This is a genomic window from Bradyrhizobium lablabi (assembly GCF_001440475.1).
Lineage (GTDB): Bacteria > Pseudomonadota > Alphaproteobacteria > Rhizobiales > Xanthobacteraceae > Bradyrhizobium > Bradyrhizobium lablabi.
This window is the reverse complement of the sequence record NZ_LLYB01000120.1, coordinates 17,236-35,228: the sequence shown is the minus strand read 5'-3', so window position 1 is coordinate 35,228 and position 17,993 is coordinate 17,236. Positions and strand designations below refer to the sequence as shown.

The 17,993-nt window shown below is 64.2% G+C and carries 15 protein-coding genes; 5 read left to right on the top strand and 10 right to left on the bottom strand.

The genetic code is table 11. The features are described from left to right. The coding region (gene xseA / locus CQ14_RS33520) for an exodeoxyribonuclease VII large subunit (protein ID WP_057862044.1) at positions 1 to 1,472 on the bottom strand (1,472 nt) is incomplete at its 3' end. A 164-nt stretch (positions 1,473 to 1,636) separates the two neighbouring features. Between xseA and purD the strand changes: the two genes are divergently transcribed. Continuing rightward, positions 1,637 to 2,920 (top strand): phosphoribosylamine--glycine ligase, encoded by a 1,284-nt coding sequence (purD, locus tag CQ14_RS33515; protein ID WP_057862043.1) that lies wholly within the window; start codon positions 1,637 to 1,639, stop codon positions 2,918 to 2,920. Positions 2,921 to 3,020: 100 nt separating this feature from the next. On the opposite strand, the gene CQ14_RS33510 is transcribed toward purD, so the two are convergent. After that, positions 3,021 to 4,253, bottom strand: coding sequence for an acyl-CoA dehydrogenase family protein (locus CQ14_RS33510; protein ID WP_057862042.1), 1,233 nt, complete (start codon positions 4,251 to 4,253; stop codon positions 3,021 to 3,023). Positions 4,254 to 4,374: 121 nt separating this feature from the next. Here CQ14_RS33510 and CQ14_RS33505 point away from each other — a divergent pair, with 121 nt between their 5' ends. Next, positions 4,375 to 5,280 (top strand): alpha/beta fold hydrolase, encoded by a 906-nt coding sequence (locus tag CQ14_RS33505; RefSeq protein WP_057862041.1) that lies wholly within the window; start codon positions 4,375 to 4,377, stop codon positions 5,278 to 5,280. Between the two features lie 90 nt (positions 5,281 to 5,370). Here CQ14_RS33505 and CQ14_RS33500 read toward each other — a convergent pair whose 3' ends face one another. Further along, positions 5,371 to 5,817 (bottom strand): nucleoside deaminase, encoded by a 447-nt coding sequence (locus tag CQ14_RS33500; protein WP_245320730.1) that lies wholly within the window; start codon positions 5,815 to 5,817, stop codon positions 5,371 to 5,373. Between the two features lie 165 nt (positions 5,818 to 5,982). Here CQ14_RS33500 and CQ14_RS33495 point away from each other — a divergent pair, with 165 nt between their 5' ends. Together CQ14_RS33495 and rsmD are read left to right on the top strand one after the other, a co-directional pair. Next, positions 5,983 to 8,034, top strand: a complete 2,052-nt coding sequence (locus CQ14_RS33495; protein ID WP_057862039.1) for a pseudouridine synthase — start codon at positions 5,983 to 5,985, stop codon at positions 8,032 to 8,034. 200 nt (positions 8,035 to 8,234) lie between these two features. Further along, on the top strand, positions 8,235 to 8,789 hold the full coding sequence (rsmD, locus tag CQ14_RS33490; protein ID WP_057862038.1) for a 16S rRNA (guanine(966)-N(2))-methyltransferase RsmD: 555 nt from the start codon (positions 8,235 to 8,237) through the stop codon (positions 8,787 to 8,789). A 97-nt stretch (positions 8,790 to 8,886) separates the two neighbouring features. Here the strand turns inward: rsmD and mutL are convergent, their stop codons facing one another. Continuing rightward, complete coding sequence (gene mutL, locus CQ14_RS33485; RefSeq protein ID WP_057862037.1) at positions 8,887 to 10,698, bottom strand: DNA mismatch repair endonuclease MutL; 1,812 nt, start codon at positions 10,696 to 10,698, stop codon at positions 8,887 to 8,889. Positions 10,699 to 10,942: 244 nt separating this feature from the next. Between mutL and CQ14_RS33480 the strand changes: the two genes are divergently transcribed. Continuing rightward, on the top strand, positions 10,943 to 11,260 hold the full coding sequence (locus tag CQ14_RS33480) for a ribbon-helix-helix domain-containing protein (RefSeq protein WP_057862036.1): 318 nt from the start codon (positions 10,943 to 10,945) through the stop codon (positions 11,258 to 11,260). Positions 11,261 to 11,407: 147 nt separating this feature from the next. On the opposite strand, the gene CQ14_RS33475 is transcribed toward CQ14_RS33480, so the two are convergent. The 6 genes from CQ14_RS33475 to CQ14_RS33445 all read right to left on the bottom strand — a co-directional run bounded on the left by CQ14_RS33475 (position 11,408) and on the right by CQ14_RS33445 (position 17,865). Then, complete coding sequence (locus CQ14_RS33475; RefSeq protein ID WP_057862035.1) at positions 11,408 to 13,090, bottom strand: flavin-containing monooxygenase; 1,683 nt, start codon at positions 13,088 to 13,090, stop codon at positions 11,408 to 11,410. Between the two features lie 190 nt (positions 13,091 to 13,280). Then, positions 13,281 to 14,480, bottom strand: a complete 1,200-nt coding sequence (gene acmB / locus CQ14_RS33470; RefSeq protein ID WP_057862034.1) for a methyl acetate hydrolase AcmB — start codon at positions 14,478 to 14,480, stop codon at positions 13,281 to 13,283. Between the two features lie 398 nt (positions 14,481 to 14,878). Then, positions 14,879 to 16,447, bottom strand: coding sequence for a GMC family oxidoreductase (locus CQ14_RS33460; protein ID WP_057862032.1), 1,569 nt, complete (start codon positions 16,445 to 16,447; stop codon positions 14,879 to 14,881). A 38-nt stretch (positions 16,448 to 16,485) separates the two neighbouring features. Then, positions 16,486 to 17,034 (bottom strand): twin-arginine translocation pathway signal, encoded by a 549-nt coding sequence (locus CQ14_RS33455; protein WP_057862031.1) that lies wholly within the window; start codon positions 17,032 to 17,034, stop codon positions 16,486 to 16,488. A gap of 33 nt (positions 17,035 to 17,067) precedes the next feature. Next, positions 17,068 to 17,463 (bottom strand): VOC family protein, encoded by a 396-nt coding sequence (locus CQ14_RS33450; RefSeq protein WP_057862030.1) that lies wholly within the window; start codon positions 17,461 to 17,463, stop codon positions 17,068 to 17,070. Further along, positions 17,464 to 17,865 (bottom strand): c-type cytochrome, encoded by a 402-nt coding sequence (locus tag CQ14_RS33445; RefSeq protein WP_245320729.1) that lies wholly within the window; start codon positions 17,863 to 17,865, stop codon positions 17,464 to 17,466. It lies immediately after the preceding gene. Positions 17,866 to 17,993 lie beyond the last annotated feature (128 nt).

The window sequence follows — 17,993 nt, the reverse complement described above, 5'->3', positions numbered from 1 at the left end:
GCGAATTCGATGGAGAGACGCGCGCTCGGTCCGACCGCGGCGGCGGCATGGACGGCGTGGCCGTGCTCGTCGCGCACCAGGGCAAAGCCGCGGGCAAGCACGCCGCGATAGGACAGCGCCGACAGCAATTGCCCGCTATGGGCGACGCGCGCATCGAGCCGCTGCAGGGCGGTCAGCAGCGCACGGCGGGCACGCTCGGCCAGCCGGTGCGTGCGTTCGCGGTCGCGCGCGATGGTATTGCGCTGCGCCTGGGCGTTGGAGAGCTTTGAGGTCTTCAGCCTGACTTCCAGCCCGGCGAAGCGATCGCGCCGGTTGCGCAGCAGCGCACGGGCGGACAGGCTGATGCGTTCACCCGAAACCGTGAGGCGGTGGTTGGCCTGCGCGACCTGTCCACGCAGCACCTTCAGCGTCAGCCCGGCGCTGAGCTGCGAGAAGCGGCGGTGGTGGGCATGCGTATTGGCCTTCAATCCGCGGGGCAGGGCGGCGCCGAGATGATCCAGCCGCTGCCTGGGGATTGCGAGCAATTCGCTCAAGCTGGGCAGCGCGCGGGCAGCGGCGCGCAATTCATTACGCCGGCTCTCCTGGCCGCGCTGCCAGCACACCATGGTGCGGCGCGCCAGGCTTTCGACCTCGGCAAACAATTCGCTGCGGACCGGGACCGCCATTTCGGCCGCCGCCGTCGGCGTCGGCGCGCGCTTGTCGGCGGCGAAATCGATCAGCGTGATGTCGGTCTCATGGCCGACGGCCGAGATCAGCGGGATCATACTGTCAGCGGCGGCGCGGACCACGATCTCCTCGTTGAACGACCACAGATCCTCCAGCGAGCCGCCGCCACGCGCGACGATCAACAGATCCGGCCGCGGGATTCGGCCGCCTTCCGGTAGCGCATTGAAGCCGCGGATCGCGGCGGCAACCTGCTCGGCGGAGCCTTCGCCCTGCACCTTGACCGGCCACACCAGCACGCGGCGGGGGAAGCGGTCCTGCAGCCGGTGCAGGATGTCTCTGATGACGGCGCCGGTCGGTGAGGTGACGACGCCGATCACTTCCGGCAGCCAGGGCAGCGACTGCTTGCGCGCCTCGTCGAACAGGCCCTCGGCGGCGAGTTTTTTCTTGCGCTCCTCCATCAACGCCATCAGCGCGCCGATGCCGGCGGGCTCGAGCGACTCGATGACGATCTGGTATTTCGAGGAGTTCGGATAGGTCGTGAGCTTGCCGGTGGCGATGACCTCCAGCCCTTCCTGCGGTTTGAACCGCATCCGGGCGTGGGCGAACTTCCAGATCACGGCCTCGATCTTGGCGCTCTCGTCCTTCAGCGCGAAATAGCAGTGGCCGGAGGAGTGCGGGCCGCGGAAGCCGGAGATTTCGCCGCGGACGCGGACATGGCCAAACCGGTCCTCCACCGTCCGCTTCAGGGCGGAGGAGAGTTCCGAGACGGTGAATTCAGGCGCGTTGATGAGGTTCTCAGCAGGCATATGCCTAGAATCGGCCTTTTCCAGCGCTTCCGCAAGGTACGGAGGCCATCACAGGGGTGTCACGGCACATATCCACACAGGAATAGACGCGTTGTTGCGGCCGGCCGCTGTCGTGCTAAACCGTCGCGCAATTGCCGGCAACCCTCCATTTGGCTGCACTTCCCATGAACATTCTCCTGCTCGGTTCCGGCGGCCGCGAACACGCTTTGGCGTGGAAGATTGCCGCTTCCCCGCTGCTCACTAAGCTGTGGTGCGCGCCCGGCAATGTCGGCATCGCGCGGGAAGCCGAGTGCGTGGCGCTCGACGTTGCGAATCATCCCGCCGTGATCGAGTTCTGCAAGAGCAACACTGTCGACCTTGTCGTGGTCGGCCCGGAAACGCCGCTGGCCGCCGGCGTCGTCGACGATCTCGCCGCCGCCGGCATCAAGGCGTTCGGTCCGAGCAAGCAGGCTGCCCAACTCGAGGGCTCCAAGGGGTTCACCAAGGCGCTCTGCACCGAGTTCAGTATTCCGACCGGCGCGTATGGCCGCTTCACGACGGCAGACGATGCGCTGGCCTATGTGCGCAAGCAGGGCGCGCCGATTGTCGTGAAGGCCGACGGCCTGGCGGCCGGCAAGGGGGTTGTGGTCGCAAAGACTCTCGCCGAGGCCGAGGCCGCCATCGCCATGATGTTCGACGGTGCGTTCGGCTCCGCCGGCACCGAAGTCGTGATCGAGGAATTCCTTGCCGGCCGCGAGATCAGCTTCTTCGCGCTGTGCGACGGCGAGACCGCGATCCCGCTCGCCACGGCGCAGGACCACAAGCGGGTGTTCGATCACGACGAGGGGCCGAATACCGGCGGCATGGGTGCGTACTCACCGACGCCGTTCGTAACACCGGAAATCCACGATCAGATTATGGCGCGGATCATCCTGCCGACGGTCGCCGGCATGAAGCAGCGCGGCACGCCGTTTCGCGGCGTGCTCTACGCCGGTGTGATGCTGACGGAGCAGGGGCCAAAACTGTTCGAATACAATGTCCGCTTCGGCGATCCCGAATGTCAGGTGCTGATGTTGCGGATGATGTCCGACATTGTGCCGGCGTTCCTGGCATCCTGCGACGGGGAGTTGAAGCACTTTGATCTGCGCTGGTTTCCCGATCCGGCGCTGACGGTGGTGATGGCGGCGAAGGGCTATCCCGGCGACTACAGGAAGGGCACGCGTATCGAGGGCCTCGACGATGCCGCCAAGATCGAGGGCGTCGAGATCTTCCATGCCGGCACGGCGGCGAAGGATGGTGGCATTGTCGCCAATGGCGGGCGCGTGCTGAATGTGTGCGCGATGGGGAAGACCGTGCTGGAAGCGCAGCAACGCGCCTATGAGGCCGTCGATCGGATCAATTGGCCGGACGGTTTCTGCCGCCGCGATATTGCGTGGCAAGCGGTCGAGGCGGAGAAGGGCGCGCGCTAACCGCCTCCAGCGTCATTGCGAGGAGCGAAGCGACGAAGCAATCCATCTATCCCCGTGTGGAGATGTGGATTGCTTCGCTTTGCTCGCAATGACGGCAAGGCTACAGCAAATCCCCGCCGGCCGCGCTCGCCGTGGTGCCGTGCTCGCGGAACGCCTTGATGACGTTCTTGCCGATCTTCCACTTGTGCACTTCGTCCGGACCGTCGACCAGCCGCTGCGAGCGCACCTGCGTGTACCACTTCGCCAGCGGCGTATCCTGGCTGAAGCCGAGCGCGCCGTGGAGCTGGATCGCGGTGTCGATCACCTTGTGCACCATGTGCGCATGGAAGATTTTCGCGATCGAGTTCTCCTGACGGATATCGAGGCCCTTCTCCGCCTTGTAGGCGATGTGCAGCAGCATCAGCCGGCCGATATAGAGCTCGCTGGCGCAGTCGGCGAGCATGAACTGCACCGCCTGGCGGTCGGCGAGCAATTGGCCGAAGGTCGAGCGCTTGGTGACATGGGCCACCGCCATGTCGAGCGCGCGCTGCGCCTTGGCGACGTTGTGCATGCCGTGGCGGAGCCGGCCATAGGCGAGGCGGTGCTGGCCCATCGCAAAACCATTGCCCTCGCCGCCGACGAGATTGTCGGCCGGCACCACCAGATCCTTGATCTCGATTTCGGAGTGGCCGCCGTGAAGCACATCGTCATGCGGGCCCTCGATCGCCATGTTGGCGACGTTGCGCTTGATCTTGTAGCCGGGGTTCGGCAGCTCGACGAGGAAGGTCGAATACTGCTTGTGGCGCGGCGCGTTCGGATCGGTCTTCGCCATCACGAGCGCCATGTCGGCGACGCTGGCGGAGGAGGAAAACCACTTCTCGCCGTTGAGGATGTAATTCTCGTTGCCATCCTTCACCGCGGTCGTCTGCATGCCGGTGGCGTCGGCGCCGGCGGCCTTTTCCGTCATCGAGAAGCAGATGCGCTTGTCGCCGTTGAGCAGGGGCTTGAGGAACCTCTCCTTCTGATATTCCGTGCCATGGGCGAGGATCGTCATCATCGAGGCATCGTCGGGCCCCTGCGTGTTCATCGACAGCGCGCCCAACATGCTCTCGCCAAGCTCCATCTGCACCAGCGCGTTCGCCAGCGGACCGAGGCCCATGCCGCCATATTCCTTCGGCACCCACGGGCACCACAGGCCGCGCGCGCGGGCCTTGGCTCGCAGCGGTCCTAGCACTTCGGCGAGCGGCTTGGTATCGAGTTCCTTCTCTGCGGGGATGCATTCCTCATGCACCCATTTGCGGACTTTTTCGCGGATCGCCTTGGCCTCGGCTGGAATTTCGAAATCGATCGACATCGGTGGTTCCTCGCTTGTTGTTTCTCTTGGTCGGGCTTGGGGGATGGCATAAACCTGCGGTCTGCCGGCGGCAACGCAAACAAAGTTTGAAGCAAGAGCCGCAGCCCATGGAGGAGCGCCCATGCCCGATCTTGCCGATCTGTTTCCTGGTTACGCGTCCGAATGGATCAACACCTCCTCGGGCCGCATCTTCGCCCGCGTCGGCGGCAAGGGGCCGCCGCTGTTGCTGCTGCACGGATTCTCATCGACGCATGTGATGTGGCATCCGGTGGTGCCGCTACTGGCTGATAGCTTCACGCTGATTATCGCCGACCTGCCGGGCTATGGCTGGTCGGACATGCCGCGCAGCGACGATAATCACACGCCCTACACCAAGCGTGCGATGGCGAAAGTGATGGTGGAGGCGATGGAGCAGCTCGGCCATGTGCATTTCGCGCTCGCCGGGCACGATCGCGGTGGGCGCGTGTCGTACCGGCTGGCGCTCGATCATCCGGGCCGGCTGTCGAAACTGGCCGTGCTCGATATCGCGCCAACCTATGATTATTGGGAAAGGATGAACCGGCTCTCGGCGCTGAAGATTTATCATTGGGCGTTTCTGGCGCAGCCCTATCCCCTGCCGGAGACGCTGATCTCGGACCATGGAGAATTCTTCCTCCGGCAGAAGATGGCGAGCCAGACCAAATCGAAGACGCTCGACGCCATCGATCCGCGCGCGCTGGAGCATTACCTCGCGCCGTTCCGCGATCCCGCCCGCGTGCATGCGATGTGCGAGGACTACCGTGCCGGTGCCTATGCCGACTATGAGATCGACAAGGCCGATTTCGATGCCGGCAGGCAGATCACGATCCCGATGCTGGCGTTGTGGGGCGACGCCGGTGTCGCAAGCGCTGCAACGACGCCGCTCGATACGTGGAAGAAATGGGCGACGAAGGTGGAAGGTGCGCCGGTGGACTCCGGGCATTTTCTGACCGAGGAGAATCCGGAAGCGACGGCGAAATTGTTGCGGGAGTTTTTTACGGCGGGATGATTTCGTAGCCCGGATGGAGCGAAGCGAAATCCGGGATGCCGCGTGCACCGGCCCCGGATTGCTCTTCGCTCCATCCGGGCTACAAGCCCATCAGCGCCGCTCCCTGAAAAAATCCCGCAGCAGTGTCGCGGCCCGGTTCTCGCCGACCGCCGAATAGACCTCTGGCACATGATGGCAGGTTGGCTGGGCGAAGAATCGCACCCCGGAATCCACCGCGCCGCCCTTGGGGTCGGCGGCACCGTAATAGAGCCGCCGGATCCGGGCGAACGAGATCGCGCCGGCGCACATGGTGCAGGGCTCCAGCGTGACGTAGAGGTCGCAATCGACCAGCCGCTCGGTGCCGATGGCCTCGGCCGCCTGCCGGATCGCCAGGATTTCGGCATGCGCGGTCGGATCGCGGTCGGTCAGGGTCCGGTTGCCGGCGGTGGCGATCACCTCGTAATCCCTCACGATCACGCAGCCGATCGGAACTTCCCCGCCTTTTCCGGCGTTTTCGGCCGTTTTCAGCGCCAAATCCATGAAAGAAGGGGCCGTCATGCCTCGTATCATCGGCAGAAACCTGCTACTAGCTGCGCCTTCAGCAAACGTGGATGCCGGTTTTGCGTGAGAATGCGCCTTGAACGAAGCGCGCGCGCGTTACCGCTATGACAGCCCATCCGCATCCGTCTGATAGCCATTTCATCCGTATCCGAGAGACCATTCATGCCCCGCGATAACGACAAAAACAACGATTCCCGCGGCCGGCGTGACCGGCCGGGCGGCGACCGGGGCCGCGCCGGTGCAGGAAAGGGCCGCTCGGGTGTGGCGAGGGGGCCCGAGAAGAAGTTCGCCAAGCGCGGCTTTGGCGCCAGGGACGATGACCGCGGCGGCGGTGAACGGCGGCCGTATGCCGGGAAATCCGACGGCGCAAAATCGTTCGGCAAGAAGCCCTACGCCGGCAAGCGGGAAGGCGGTTCGTTCCGCCGCGACGACGACCGTCCGCCGCGCCGGGATTTTGGCGATCGGCCGCGGGCGCGATTTGACCGGGATGATCGGCCACGTGAGGATTTCGGAGATCGCAAGCGCGACTCCGGAGACCGCGGCGGGCGGAAGGATTTTCGCCCGCGCGAGGATCGCGACGGCGAGAAGCGTTCGTTCAAGCCGCGCGGCGAGCGGCCCAACTATGATCGCGACGATCGCCCGCGCCGTGGCCGTGACGATGCCCGTCCGGCCGGTCGTTTCTCCGACAAGAAGTTCGGCGGCAAGCGGCCCTACACGCCGCGCGGGGAAGGTTTCCGGAAGGATGGCGACCGCCCGCCGCGCGATGGCGAGAAGCGTTTTTCGCGCGGGCCGCGAAAGGATTTCGGCGATCGGCCCGAGCGAGGCGAGGACAAGCCGTGGCAAAAGCGTGATGATCGAGGAGGGCGCGATTCCCGTCCTTCCCGCGATGGCGCGCGTAATTTCGACCGGCCTCGCTTCGACCGTTCGCGCGAGGATCGCGGTGGCGACGAGCGGCCGCGGTTTTCGCGTTCGCGCGAGGACCGGCCGAAATTCGACCGTCCGCGTGAGCGCCACGAGCGGGATGGTGACCGTGGGCGGCCCGCAGGCCGCACCGAGTGGCAGGAGCATCCGCGCAGCGAGGGGCGGTTCAGCGACCGTCCGCGCCGCGACAATGAAGACGACAGCAGGATCTTCGCAAAGCGCCCGGCCTTCGGCGGCCGCGGCGCCTATCGCGAGCGCCCGACCGATTTCGACAAGCGTGCGCCGCGCGCGGAGCCGAAGCCGAAAAAGGCCGGCGAGCGCATCGCCAAGGTGCTGGCGCGCGCCGGCCTTGCCTCGCGCCGCGATGCCGAGGAAATGGTCACGCAGGGTCGCGTCACCGTCAACGGCCGCGTGATCAATTCGCCGGCGCTCGATGTCACCGCCAATGACGTGATCGCGCTCGATGGCAAGGTGTTGCCGCCGCGCGAGCGCACGCGGCTGTTCATGTATCACAAGCCGCGCGGGCTGATGACCACGCATGCCGACCCCGAGGGGCGGCCGACCGTGTTCGACAATCTGCCGGAAGGGCTGCCGCGGCTGATCTCGATCGGTCGGCTCGATTTCAACACCGAGGGTTTGCTGCTGTTGACCAATGACGGCGGGCTTGCGCGCGCGCTCGAACTGCCCGACACCGGCTGGCTCAGGCGTTATCGCGTGCGCGCCCATGGCGAGGTCACCCAGGCGCAGCTCGACGAACTGAAGAAGGGCGTCGAGGTCGAAGGCGTCAAATACGGACCGATCGATGCGACGCTGGAGCGCGACCAGGGCGCCAATGTCTGGCTGGTGTTTGCGATCCGCGAGGGCAAGAACCGCGAGGTGCGCAACGTCATGGCCCATCTCGGGCTCGAGGTAAACCGGCTGATCCGCGTGTCCTACGGGCCGTTCCAGCTTGGCGAACTCGAAGAAGGGCAGGTCGAGGAGGTCAAGACCCGCGTGCTGCGCGAACAGCTCGGCGAGAAGATCGCGAGCCTCGCGGGCGCCGATTTCAACCGGCCGATGCCGGGCGAGAAATCCGACGACGAGGATGACGCGCCGCGCGGCAAGAAGCCGTTCAAGCCGGCGGGCAAGAGCGCGCTGATCGCCGACCGCAAGGGCCGCCGCGTGCTGGTGCAGCGTACCGGCAGCGAGGAAGCCCGCGCGCGCAACGAGGACGAAGCCAACGGCTACGGCCCGCCGCGCCGCCCCAAGCGCGGCTACCACGGCAAGCGCGATCTGAAGCCGCGGGACGAGTAGGGGCGGCCGATGAAGTTCGAATTTCGGCCTTCAACTCCTCATCGCTTCTTTGCGCCCGCACGGATGCTCTCTCCGTTCCCTCCCCCCTTGCGGGGGAGGGGCAGGGAGAGGGGTATCCCACGGGAAGTCTGCCTGTGTGGCACCCCCTTCCCCAACCCTTCCCCGCAAGGGGGACGGGAGCGCAGCCGGGCCGCACGTTGATGCGCGTCGTCGGCGGACGATTGAAGGGCCGCAACCTGGCCTCGCCATCCTCGCGGGAGATTCGCCCGACGGCGGATCGCTTGCGCGAGTCCGTGTTCAACATCCTGATCCACGCCTATGACGATCCGATCGAAGGCGCGCGCGTGCTCGACCTGTTCGCCGGCACCGGCGCGCTCGGCATCGAGGCGGTATCGCGCGGGGCCAGCTTCACGCTGTTCGTCGACAATGGTGCGGAGGCGCGGGCGCTGTTGCGCAACAATGTCGAGGCGCTGGGGCTGGGCGGCGTGACAAAGGTCTATCGCCGCGATGCCACCAATCTGGGACCTGCGCATCCCGTCGAGCCGTTCTCGCTGGTGTTCCTCGATCCACCCTACGGCAAGGGGCTCGCGGAGAAGGCGCTGGCCTCGCTGCGCGATGGAGGCTGGCTGACACCGGGCGCGCTACTGGTGGTGGAGGAGGAGAAGGCCGCGGCGTTCACTGCGCCTGAGGGATTCGAGGAGCTGGAGCGGCGGGCGTATGACGATACGGAGTTCGTGTTTTTGCGAGGTCCGTAGGGTGGGCAAAGCGAAGCGTGCCCACCATTCTCACCGCGTATTTTCGATGGAGATGGTGGGCACGTCGCCATCGCTCCTTTGCCCACCCAACGCTTCACTACCGTCTTCCAAACAACTTCTCGATATCGCTCAACTTCAATTCGACATAGGTCGGGCGGCCGTGGTTGCACTGGCCGGAATTCGGCGTGTCTTCCATCTCGCGCAAGAGCGCGTTCATCTCTTCCGGCTTGAGGCGTCGGCCGGCGCGGACCGAGCCGTGACAGGCCATGGTGGCGGAGACATGCATCAGGCGGCGCTCCAGCGGCAGCGCCTCGTCCCATTCGGCCATGTGCTCGGCAAGATCGCGCAATAGTCCAACGGCGTTCGCCTTGCCGAGCAGCGAGGGCGTCTCGCGCACGGCCACCGCGCCGGGACCGAAGGAGTCGATGGCGAGTCCGAAGGAGGCGAGCTCTTCGGCGCGGTCGAGCAGCTTTTCGACGGTCGCCTCATCAAGCTCGACAATCTCCGGGATCAGCAAAATTTGCCGCTGCACGCCATTCCTCGCCAGCGACGCCTTCAGCTTTTCGTAGACGATGCGTTCATGCGCGGCGTGCTGGTCCACGACGATCAACCCGTCGCGGGTCTGCGAGACGATGTAGGTCTCGTGGATTTGCGTGCGCGCCGCGCCGAGCGGGCGATCGAGCAGGTCGGCTGCGGGCTGCGCCTCGAAGCGCACGTCCGCGGTCGGCGCGCCGACATCGAAGGCGGCCTGGCCCGCTTCGGCAAAAGCCGGCGCGGCCGAGCCTTCGAAGGAAGGTGCGGGCCGCACCGGATAGGCCGGCGAACTTCGCCAGTCCCAGTTGGTCGAGCGCGGCGCAAACGACGGCCGGAACGCCGACAGTGCCGCGCCATCGGTATTCGCCGCGGTGCGCCTGCCTTCGCGGGCAAGCCCGTCCTTCAGCGCATGCACGATCAGCGCGCGGACGAGGCCGGCGTTGCGAAACCGCACCTCGGTCTTGGCCGGGTGCACGTTGGCGTCGACCTCCTGCGGTGCGAGCGTCACGAACAGCGCCACCACGGGATGGCGGTCGCGCGGCAGGTAATCCGAATAGGCCGCGCGCACCGCGCCGAGAATGAGCTTGTCGCGCACCGGGCGGCCGTTGACGAACAGATATTGCCCGAGCGCATTGGCGCGCGTCAGCGAGGGGGCTGCGGCGAAACCTTCGACCACGACGCCTTCGCGCTCGGCGCGGACTTCGATGGCGCAAGAGCGGAAATCACTCCCCAGGATATCGCCGAGCCGCGTCAACCGGCCCGCCGCGCCGGGCAGCGCCGCGGCCCAGGTCACCGGCGCGCGCTCCTCGCCGGCCAATGTGAAAGCGATATCGGGCCGCGCCATCGCAAGCCGCCGCACCACTTCGCGGATCGCCTCGGCCTCGGTGCGATCGGTCTTGAGAAATTTCAGTCGCGCCGGTGTCGCATAAAAGAGATCGCTGACCTCGACGCGGGTGCCCTGCGTCAGCGCCGCCGGCATGATCTGTGATTTCACCCCGCCTTCGACCGACAGCGACCAGGCATGCGGCTCGCTCGCATGGCGCGTGGTGATTCCAAGCTTTGCCACCGCGCCGATCGAGGGCAGCGCTTCGCCACGAAAGCCCAGCGTGCGAATCCGCAGGAGGTCTTCGTCGTCGAGCTTGGAGGTGGCGTGGCGATCGACGGCAAGCGCAAGGTCGGCTGACGTCATGCCGCTGCCGTCGTCGGTGATGCCGATCCGCCGCCTGCCACCGCCGTCGGTGAATATATCGACGCGGCTGGCGCCGGCATCGATGGCGTTCTCGACGAGTTCCTTCACGACGCTCGCAGGGCGTTCGACCACCTCGCCAGCGGCGATGCGGTTGACGACCTGTTCGGGGAGCTGGCGGACGGGCATGGGGCTTAAGCGTCGATTCGAGGTTGAACCGCCATTTTAGGCGTCCCTGGCGGCAATTGCATGGGAAGAGGACCGAAACAATGCCCGGCTGGGAATGAGGGGGGACTATCGCCTTGAAGATGCTGAGGTTCGTTCTCGGCGGGTCGATATGACCTGAGCTTGGACCTCAGATTGGGCCTGGGATTGTGAGGTCGTGTGGTCAGGTATATCGTTTAGAAAAATTATAATCTAGCTGGAGGAACCCATGTGCCACCTGTTCGCGCACCAGCCCCAACGCGACTATGAATCGCAGACCCGATCGCTGCGGATGGGCGGCCATAGCACCTCGATCCGGCTGGAAATGTCGTTCTGGGACACGCTGGAGGAGATCGCGGCGAAAGAGGGAATGAGCCTCGCCAAGTTTCTCACCACGCTGCACGACGAAGTTCTCGACCACCACGGCGAGGTGAAGAATTTTGCCTCGCTGTTGCGCTGTTCCTGCCTGATCTATCGCGCCAAGAGCGCGGTCGTCGTGCCGGAATTTCGCGGCAGCACCGCTGCCATTATGGACGCAGCCGAATAGGTTCCATCCGATGAGGAAAAGCGGCTCGGTCCTTTCAGGACCGAGCCGCTTCCGTTTGCAGGAATAGGGCCGTATAGCGCGCTCGGTATCACCATCCCGGGAGCCGCGACATTGAACGCAGCCCCCGATCAAGGCTCATTGAGCTCATTAGGCCGCAATCGTGTGCGCGGTCCCGCTTTGGCCTTGGCTCGTGAACACGAAGCCCTCGTAGCCCTTCTCTGCGACCTCGGCGCACTTTCTGCGGTATCCGCCAACGCCCTCAGGCCCGAGATAAGGCATGAACCGGCGCGGCTTGCCTTCTATGTTGGCGCCCATGTACCAGGAATTGGTGCCGGGCATCAGGGTCGAATTCACGATCTCAGCGACGTGGGCGCTCCATGCGTCCTGCGCCTCCGGGCTCGCCTCGATCGTTTTGAGCTTGTTTCTTCGCATGTGGGCGATGCATTCGCTGATCCACTCGACATGCTGCTCTATCGAGACCGGCATGTTCGACAGCACCGAGGGGCTCTGCGGGCCGGTGATTGTGAACAGGTTGGGATAGCCGGCGATCGCCAGGCCGAGATAGGTTTGCGGACCGTCCTCCCATTCCTGCGCCAGCGGCCTGCCGCCGCGCCCCTTGATACCGAGGTTCTTCAAGGGACCGGTCATCGCGTCAAACCCGGTGGCGACGACGATTATGTCGAGCGGGTACTCCCTGCCGCCCGCGCGAATGCCATTCGGCGTGATCTCCTCGATTGGACCATCGGTGCTCGCATCCACCAGTGCCACGTTCTTCTTGTTGAAGGTTTCAAAATAGTTGGTGTCGAGCGGTTGGCGCTTTGTGCCGTAGGGATAAGTCTTGGGCGTCAACTTCTCCGCGGTCGCCGGGTCGTTGACGATCGAGCGGATCTTGCGCTTGAGGTAGTCGGCGATGACATCGTTCGCCTCCTTGGAGAAGAACATGTCCTGGTAGTTCGCGAGCCAAAAGGCGAAGCCTCCGGCGTCCCACATCCTGTCGAACTCCTGCTCGCGTTCCTCGGGCGTTGTTTCGAGCACCGCTTTCGGTAAGAAATTCAGTTCGAATCCGAAGAAGGAATCCTTGATGCGCTGGCGGATACCGTCGTAATCGGCCTTGCGTGCTCTGGTCACTTCGGGATCGACACGACCATTGCGTGCAGGCACGCAGAAGTTTGGCGTACGCTGGAACACCGTCAGATGCTTGGCCTGCTGCGCAATCTCCGGGATCGCCTGCACCGCCGTGGCCCCTGTGCCGATGACGCCGACACGCTTGGCGGTGAAGTCGACGCCATCATGCGGCCATTGGCTGGTGTGGTAACACTTGCCGGCAAAAGAGCTCAGCCCCTTGATCGGCGGCATGTTGGCGGTCGACAGGGCACCGACGGCCGGAATGACGAAGCGCGCCGTGACGGCATCGTCCTTGTCGGTGCGCACGGTCCACAGCTCGGTGTCGTCATCGAAGACGACTTCGACGACGCGCTTGCCGAACTGGATGTCAGGCTTCAGGTCGAAGCGCTCGGCGCAGTGCTCGAGGTAGCGCAGGATCTCGTCTTGCTCCGGATAGCGCTCGGACCAGTTCCATTCCTGCAACAGGTTCTTGTCGAACGTGTAACAGTAGATGTAGCTGTCGGAATCGCAGCGTGCGCCGGGATAGCGATTCCAATACCAGGTGCCGCCGACGCCGTCGCCGGCCTCGAACACCGTGACGTTCAGGTCAAGCTTGTCGCGTAGCGAATGCAGCATGTACATGCCGGAGAATCCGGCGCCGATGATGACGGCATCGAAGTCGGGTTTCGCGCCAGCCGTCTGGGATTGGCCTTGCACATTCGTCATGACTTTCCTCCCGTTGTGAGCACGCATCTCTGGTTCAGTCGGCTTCTTGCCACGCGTTGACGCCGACCTGCGTGAACAGCAGGCATGTTGATGGCACCATCGCAAAGCACGCGCTCACGACGCCGGCGCTCTCTCTTGAGTTTCGAACACGTCGCGCGCCGTGGCGCAGTTAGGTCGCGCTCGCCCGACACTATGCCGCGGCGCGCGCCTCGCCGGTCGCATAGGCGGCCGTCTCGAAATCCATGTAGCCGACGAACGAAGTCGGATCGCCGAACGGCAGGATCTGCGTCGCCCAATATCCGCCGAACCCGTTCTTTCGATCGATCCAGAAAAACAGGTTGGCGAGCCCGGCCCAGCCGATTGCTCCGGCTGGCCGGCCGGTTGGCGCGTCCTCGTCGTTCACCATGAAGGTGAGGCACCAGGATTTCTTCAGGCCGGGGAAGAACTCGGCATCGTTCGACAGCGTCGGAATGACGCCCGGCAGCACGGTGACGGTCTGGTGCGCCTGCAGGCCGTTGCGGACGGCGGCCTCGACCGTCTCTTTCTTGAGCACGCGGCCCTGCGGTCCCGCGCCGTCGTTGAGCCACATGCGGATGAACTTCATGTACTCGCCGATCGAGCCGTAGAGTCCATGGCCTCCCATATCGACTTCCGGTTCCGGGGGCAATTGCAGGTCGGGAAGGGGAGTTAGCGTTCCGTCGGCTTCGCGCTGGTGAATGGCAGCGAGACGCCCGCGCATCGAGGGCGTCATCGAGAAGGCGATGTCCTGCATGCCGAGCGGCGCAAAGATCCGCTCCTTCATCACCTCGCCGAGGCGCTTGCCGCGGATGCTCTCGACGACCTGGCCGCACCAATCGATGTTGCTGCCATATTCCCATTTGTCGTCGGGATCGAACAGCAGCGGCGTCATCAGCGACGCCTTCGAGCAGGTAATCACGCTTGGCTGGCCGTGCTCCTGCGCCAAACGCAGATAATTGGCGTTGAAGAAGTCGTAGCCAAGGCCGGCGGTGTGCAGCATCAGCATGCGGGTGGTGATGTCGCGCTTCGGCGCCCGCAGCCTTGGCTTGCCGTCAGTGCCGAACCCGTCGAGCACCTCGAGCTTGCCGATGTCGGGAACGTAGGTTTTGGCCGGGGCGTCCAGGTCGAGCTTGCCTTCCTCGACGCATTGCAGGACCGCTGTCCCGGTGATCGCTTTTGTGGTCGAGAAGATAGCGAAGACGGTATCTGTCGTCATTGCCTGACCGGCGCCAAGGATACGCTCGCCGGCGGCGCCTTCGTAGACGTTGGCCGAGCGATTGGTGATCATCGCCACTACGCCGGGAACGCGGTTCTTGCCAGTCACGACCCTTTGCAAGATCCCGTCACATGCGCTTTTCAAGTTGCTACCCATAGACGTTCCTCCCGTTGCCAAGTTTGATCCCGCGCTTCGCGCCGAATGACGTAAGCCGTTGCAACGTATTGAAGTTGGGTTCCAATCTGATGGTCTCAACGCCAGTTGCGCGAACGAAAATCCGCCGCGGCCGTACAGCAATAGCGACTGGAGTTTGGAGAATGAGTTGGCTCCAGGTCAGCATCACATTTCGACCGGGCGTCTCGAAGCGTAGGCCGATTTCTTGCGATCGGCCATGCATTTCCATCGGCTATTCTTTTGCAGAGGCGGGTCAGCGGTGCTGACACTTGGTCTGCACTGAAACAATTTCATTGGCGCTTTTGCGCCGTCTCTCTCGCTGCAGTGGCTAGAGCCCGGTTCTGACAAAAATCAGAACCGGGCTCCATTTGTTTGAGGCTCTAAATTTCCTTGCGCTGCATCGCGCCGGCGATGTGGTCTGCCTGCCGGATCGCCAGCGAGACGATCGTCAGCGTCGGATTGCAGGCGGCACCGCTGGTGAACTGGCTGCCGTCCGAGATGAACAGGTTCTTGACGTCGTGGGTCTGGCCGAACTTGTTCACTACGCCGTCTTTCGGCTTCTCGCTCATGCGGTTGGTGCCGAGGTTATGCGTGCTCGGGTAGGGCGGCGTCGGATAGGTCACGGTGGCGCCGACGGCCTCGTAGACGGCTGCGCCCTGCTTGTAGGCGTGATTGCGCATCGCGACGTCGTTGGGATGATCGTCGAAATGCACGCTCGCCACCGGCATGCCGAACTTGTCCTTGGCCTTCGGATCCAGCGTGATGCGGTTGGTTTCCTGCGGCATGTCCTCGCCGACCAGCCACATGCCGGCCATGCGTGGATAGGACTCCATCGCTGACGTGAAGGAGCGTCCCCACGCGCCGGGGTTCAGGAACGCCGCCATGAAGGGAACGCCGATCGACAGCGTCTCCATCTCATAGCCGCCGACGAAGCCGCGCTTGGGGTCGTTCTTCGATTCGTCGCGGATGATGCCGGCCATGGTGGTGCCGCGATACATGTGCACCGATTTCTCGAACGCGGCGTACACGCTGCCGGTCATGTGCCGCATATAGTTGCGGCCGACCTGCCCGGACGAGTTGGCAAGGCCGTTCGGGAACATGTTCGAGGCGCTGTTGAGCAACAGCCTTGGGCTCTCGATCGAATTGCCCGCGACCGCCACCACCCGCGCCTTCTGGCGCTGCATCGCGCCGCTCTCGTCGGCATAGACCACGCCCGTCACCTTGCCTGATGCGTCGTGCTCGATCTTGATCACCATGCTGTTGGGGCGCACTTCGAGATTTCCGGTCGCCTCGCCCCTGGGGATCTCGGTATAGAGCGTCGACCATTTCGCGCCCGATTTGCAGCCCTGGAAGCAGAAGCCGATCTGCTGGCAGGCGCCGCGCCCGTCGCGTGGCTCGCTGTTGATCGCCATGTTGCCGGTGTGCACGGTCTTGTAGCCGAGCTTCTTCGCGCCGGCTTCCATCACCTTGAAATTGTTGTTGCCGGGCAGGCCCGCAATGCCGTTGGTGCGGGTAACGCCCATCTTGTCCTCGGCCTTGGTGTACCACGGCTCCATCTCGGCGAGCGTGATCGGCCAATCCAGCAGATTGGCGCCGGCGATGTCGCCATAGGCGCTCTTCACCTTGAATTCATGCTCGTCGAAACGCAGCGAGGCGCCGGCCCAGTGCGTTGTCGAACCGCCGACCGCCTTCACGATCCACGCCGGAAGGTTCGGAAAATCCTTGGCGACGCGCCAGCTTCCCGACGTGGTGCGCATGTCGGACCAGGCGAGCTGGGTAAAGCTCTCCCATTCATCATTGACGAAGTCCTGCAGCTCGATGCGCGAGCCGGCTTCGAGGATCACGACCTTGACGCCTTTCTGCGCCAGCTCGTTGCCGAGCGTTCCGCCGCCCGCGCCGGAGCCAACGATCACGACCACGCCGCTGTCATTCAGATCGAATTTTGCCATGTGGGTTCCCTCCCTGACTGTTCGTTGCCGTTGGCGCTTTAAGCCTTCGGGAGCCAGTCGATGTCGGCGAAGCCGCGCTTGATGTAGCCGCCGTGCTCGGCGGAGGAGCCCTCGTAACCGAACTTCGGCCAGACCTCTTTCTGGTTATAGAGGGAGACGACGAGGTCGCCGCGGACCTTCTGGAAGAAGGGGGTCTGTTCGATGCGCTGCAGCAACGCCACGCGATCGTTCTCCCAGGATACCTGCACGTAGGGAACCTTGTGACGCTCGTTTGCCGCCTGATCGAGCTGCGCGACGCCGTCATTGATCAGCGACTTTACGGCGGGATCCTTTGCCGCCTTGCCGTCCCACGGTTTGACGGCGGTGATGTAGTAGCTGTCGCCGAGGAAATCGTGCGGATAGATATCGCGCGCCATCTTCACCAGCGTCTTCAGCGTCGCCGGTGTCAGAGTGCTGGCATCGTCGGCCCAAGCGTCGCTGACACCGAGGCCGGTGCTGGTCGCGATCGCAACCGCCGGCACCGTGGTGGCCGCGCCCTTCAGGAAGACGCGGCGGTCATACTTGCTGCGACGATCGACTTCTCTCATGGATGTCCTCCATTAAATGCTTGTTGATTGCGGTTAACCGAAGCGTCCACCCCGCTGAATTACCTCGATCTTGTAGCCATCGGGGTCGGTGACGAAGAAGAAGCGCGCCAGCGTCTTGCCGTCATGCTTGAAGTCGCGCAGCGGCCCAGGCGACAGTCTCTCGCGCTCGAACCTCAAATGTTCGGCCACGACGTCATCGACCACGACGGCGAGATGCCCGTAGCCGTCGCCCAGCGCGTAGGGCTCCTTGCGATCGAAATTGACGGTCAGTTCCACCTCGAAGGGCGAGGAGGGATGACGCAGATAGATCAGCGCGAAATCCGGAAATTTGAGATGGTCGGCGACCTCTAGCCCGAAGGCGCGCGCGTAGAAGTTCAGCGATTTCGCCTCGTCGAGCACGCGGATCATCGAGTGAACGGGCTTTGCCATTCAGTTCAGCTCCTTCAGATAAGCGATGATGGCGGCGCGGGTCTCCGCCTTGGGCTGGCGGTAGGCCATGATGGAGCCGGGCACCGTCGCCTGCGGGTTGGCGAGATAGGCGTCGAGCCTGGCTTCGTCCCAGACGAAGTCGGCCTTGGCGAAGCCGGTGGAATAGCGAAAGCCGTCCGCCTTGCCGGCGGACTTGCCGACGATCCCAAGCAGCGAGGGTCCCTGGCGGACCGCGTCGGACAGGTTGGTGGTGTGGCAGGTCGCGCATTGCTGTTTGAACAGCGTTACGCCATCCGGCGGCTTCGCTTCGGGTAATGGCATCTGCGCGCCGGCCATGGTCACGACGAGGAGCGAGGCGCTAAATCCCAGCCCGAGTGCCCGTATCGTGCGGAGCTTCGTCATGTGCATCACCGTTGGCGTGCGCAGACTGTAGGTCGCGGAAAATAGGCGGTGGTAGTAGCGGGCTGTTTCAGGCGAGAACAAAAGCGGCCGCGCTTCAGGCGCGGACCGGCTGCCTGACCGCTCGCGTT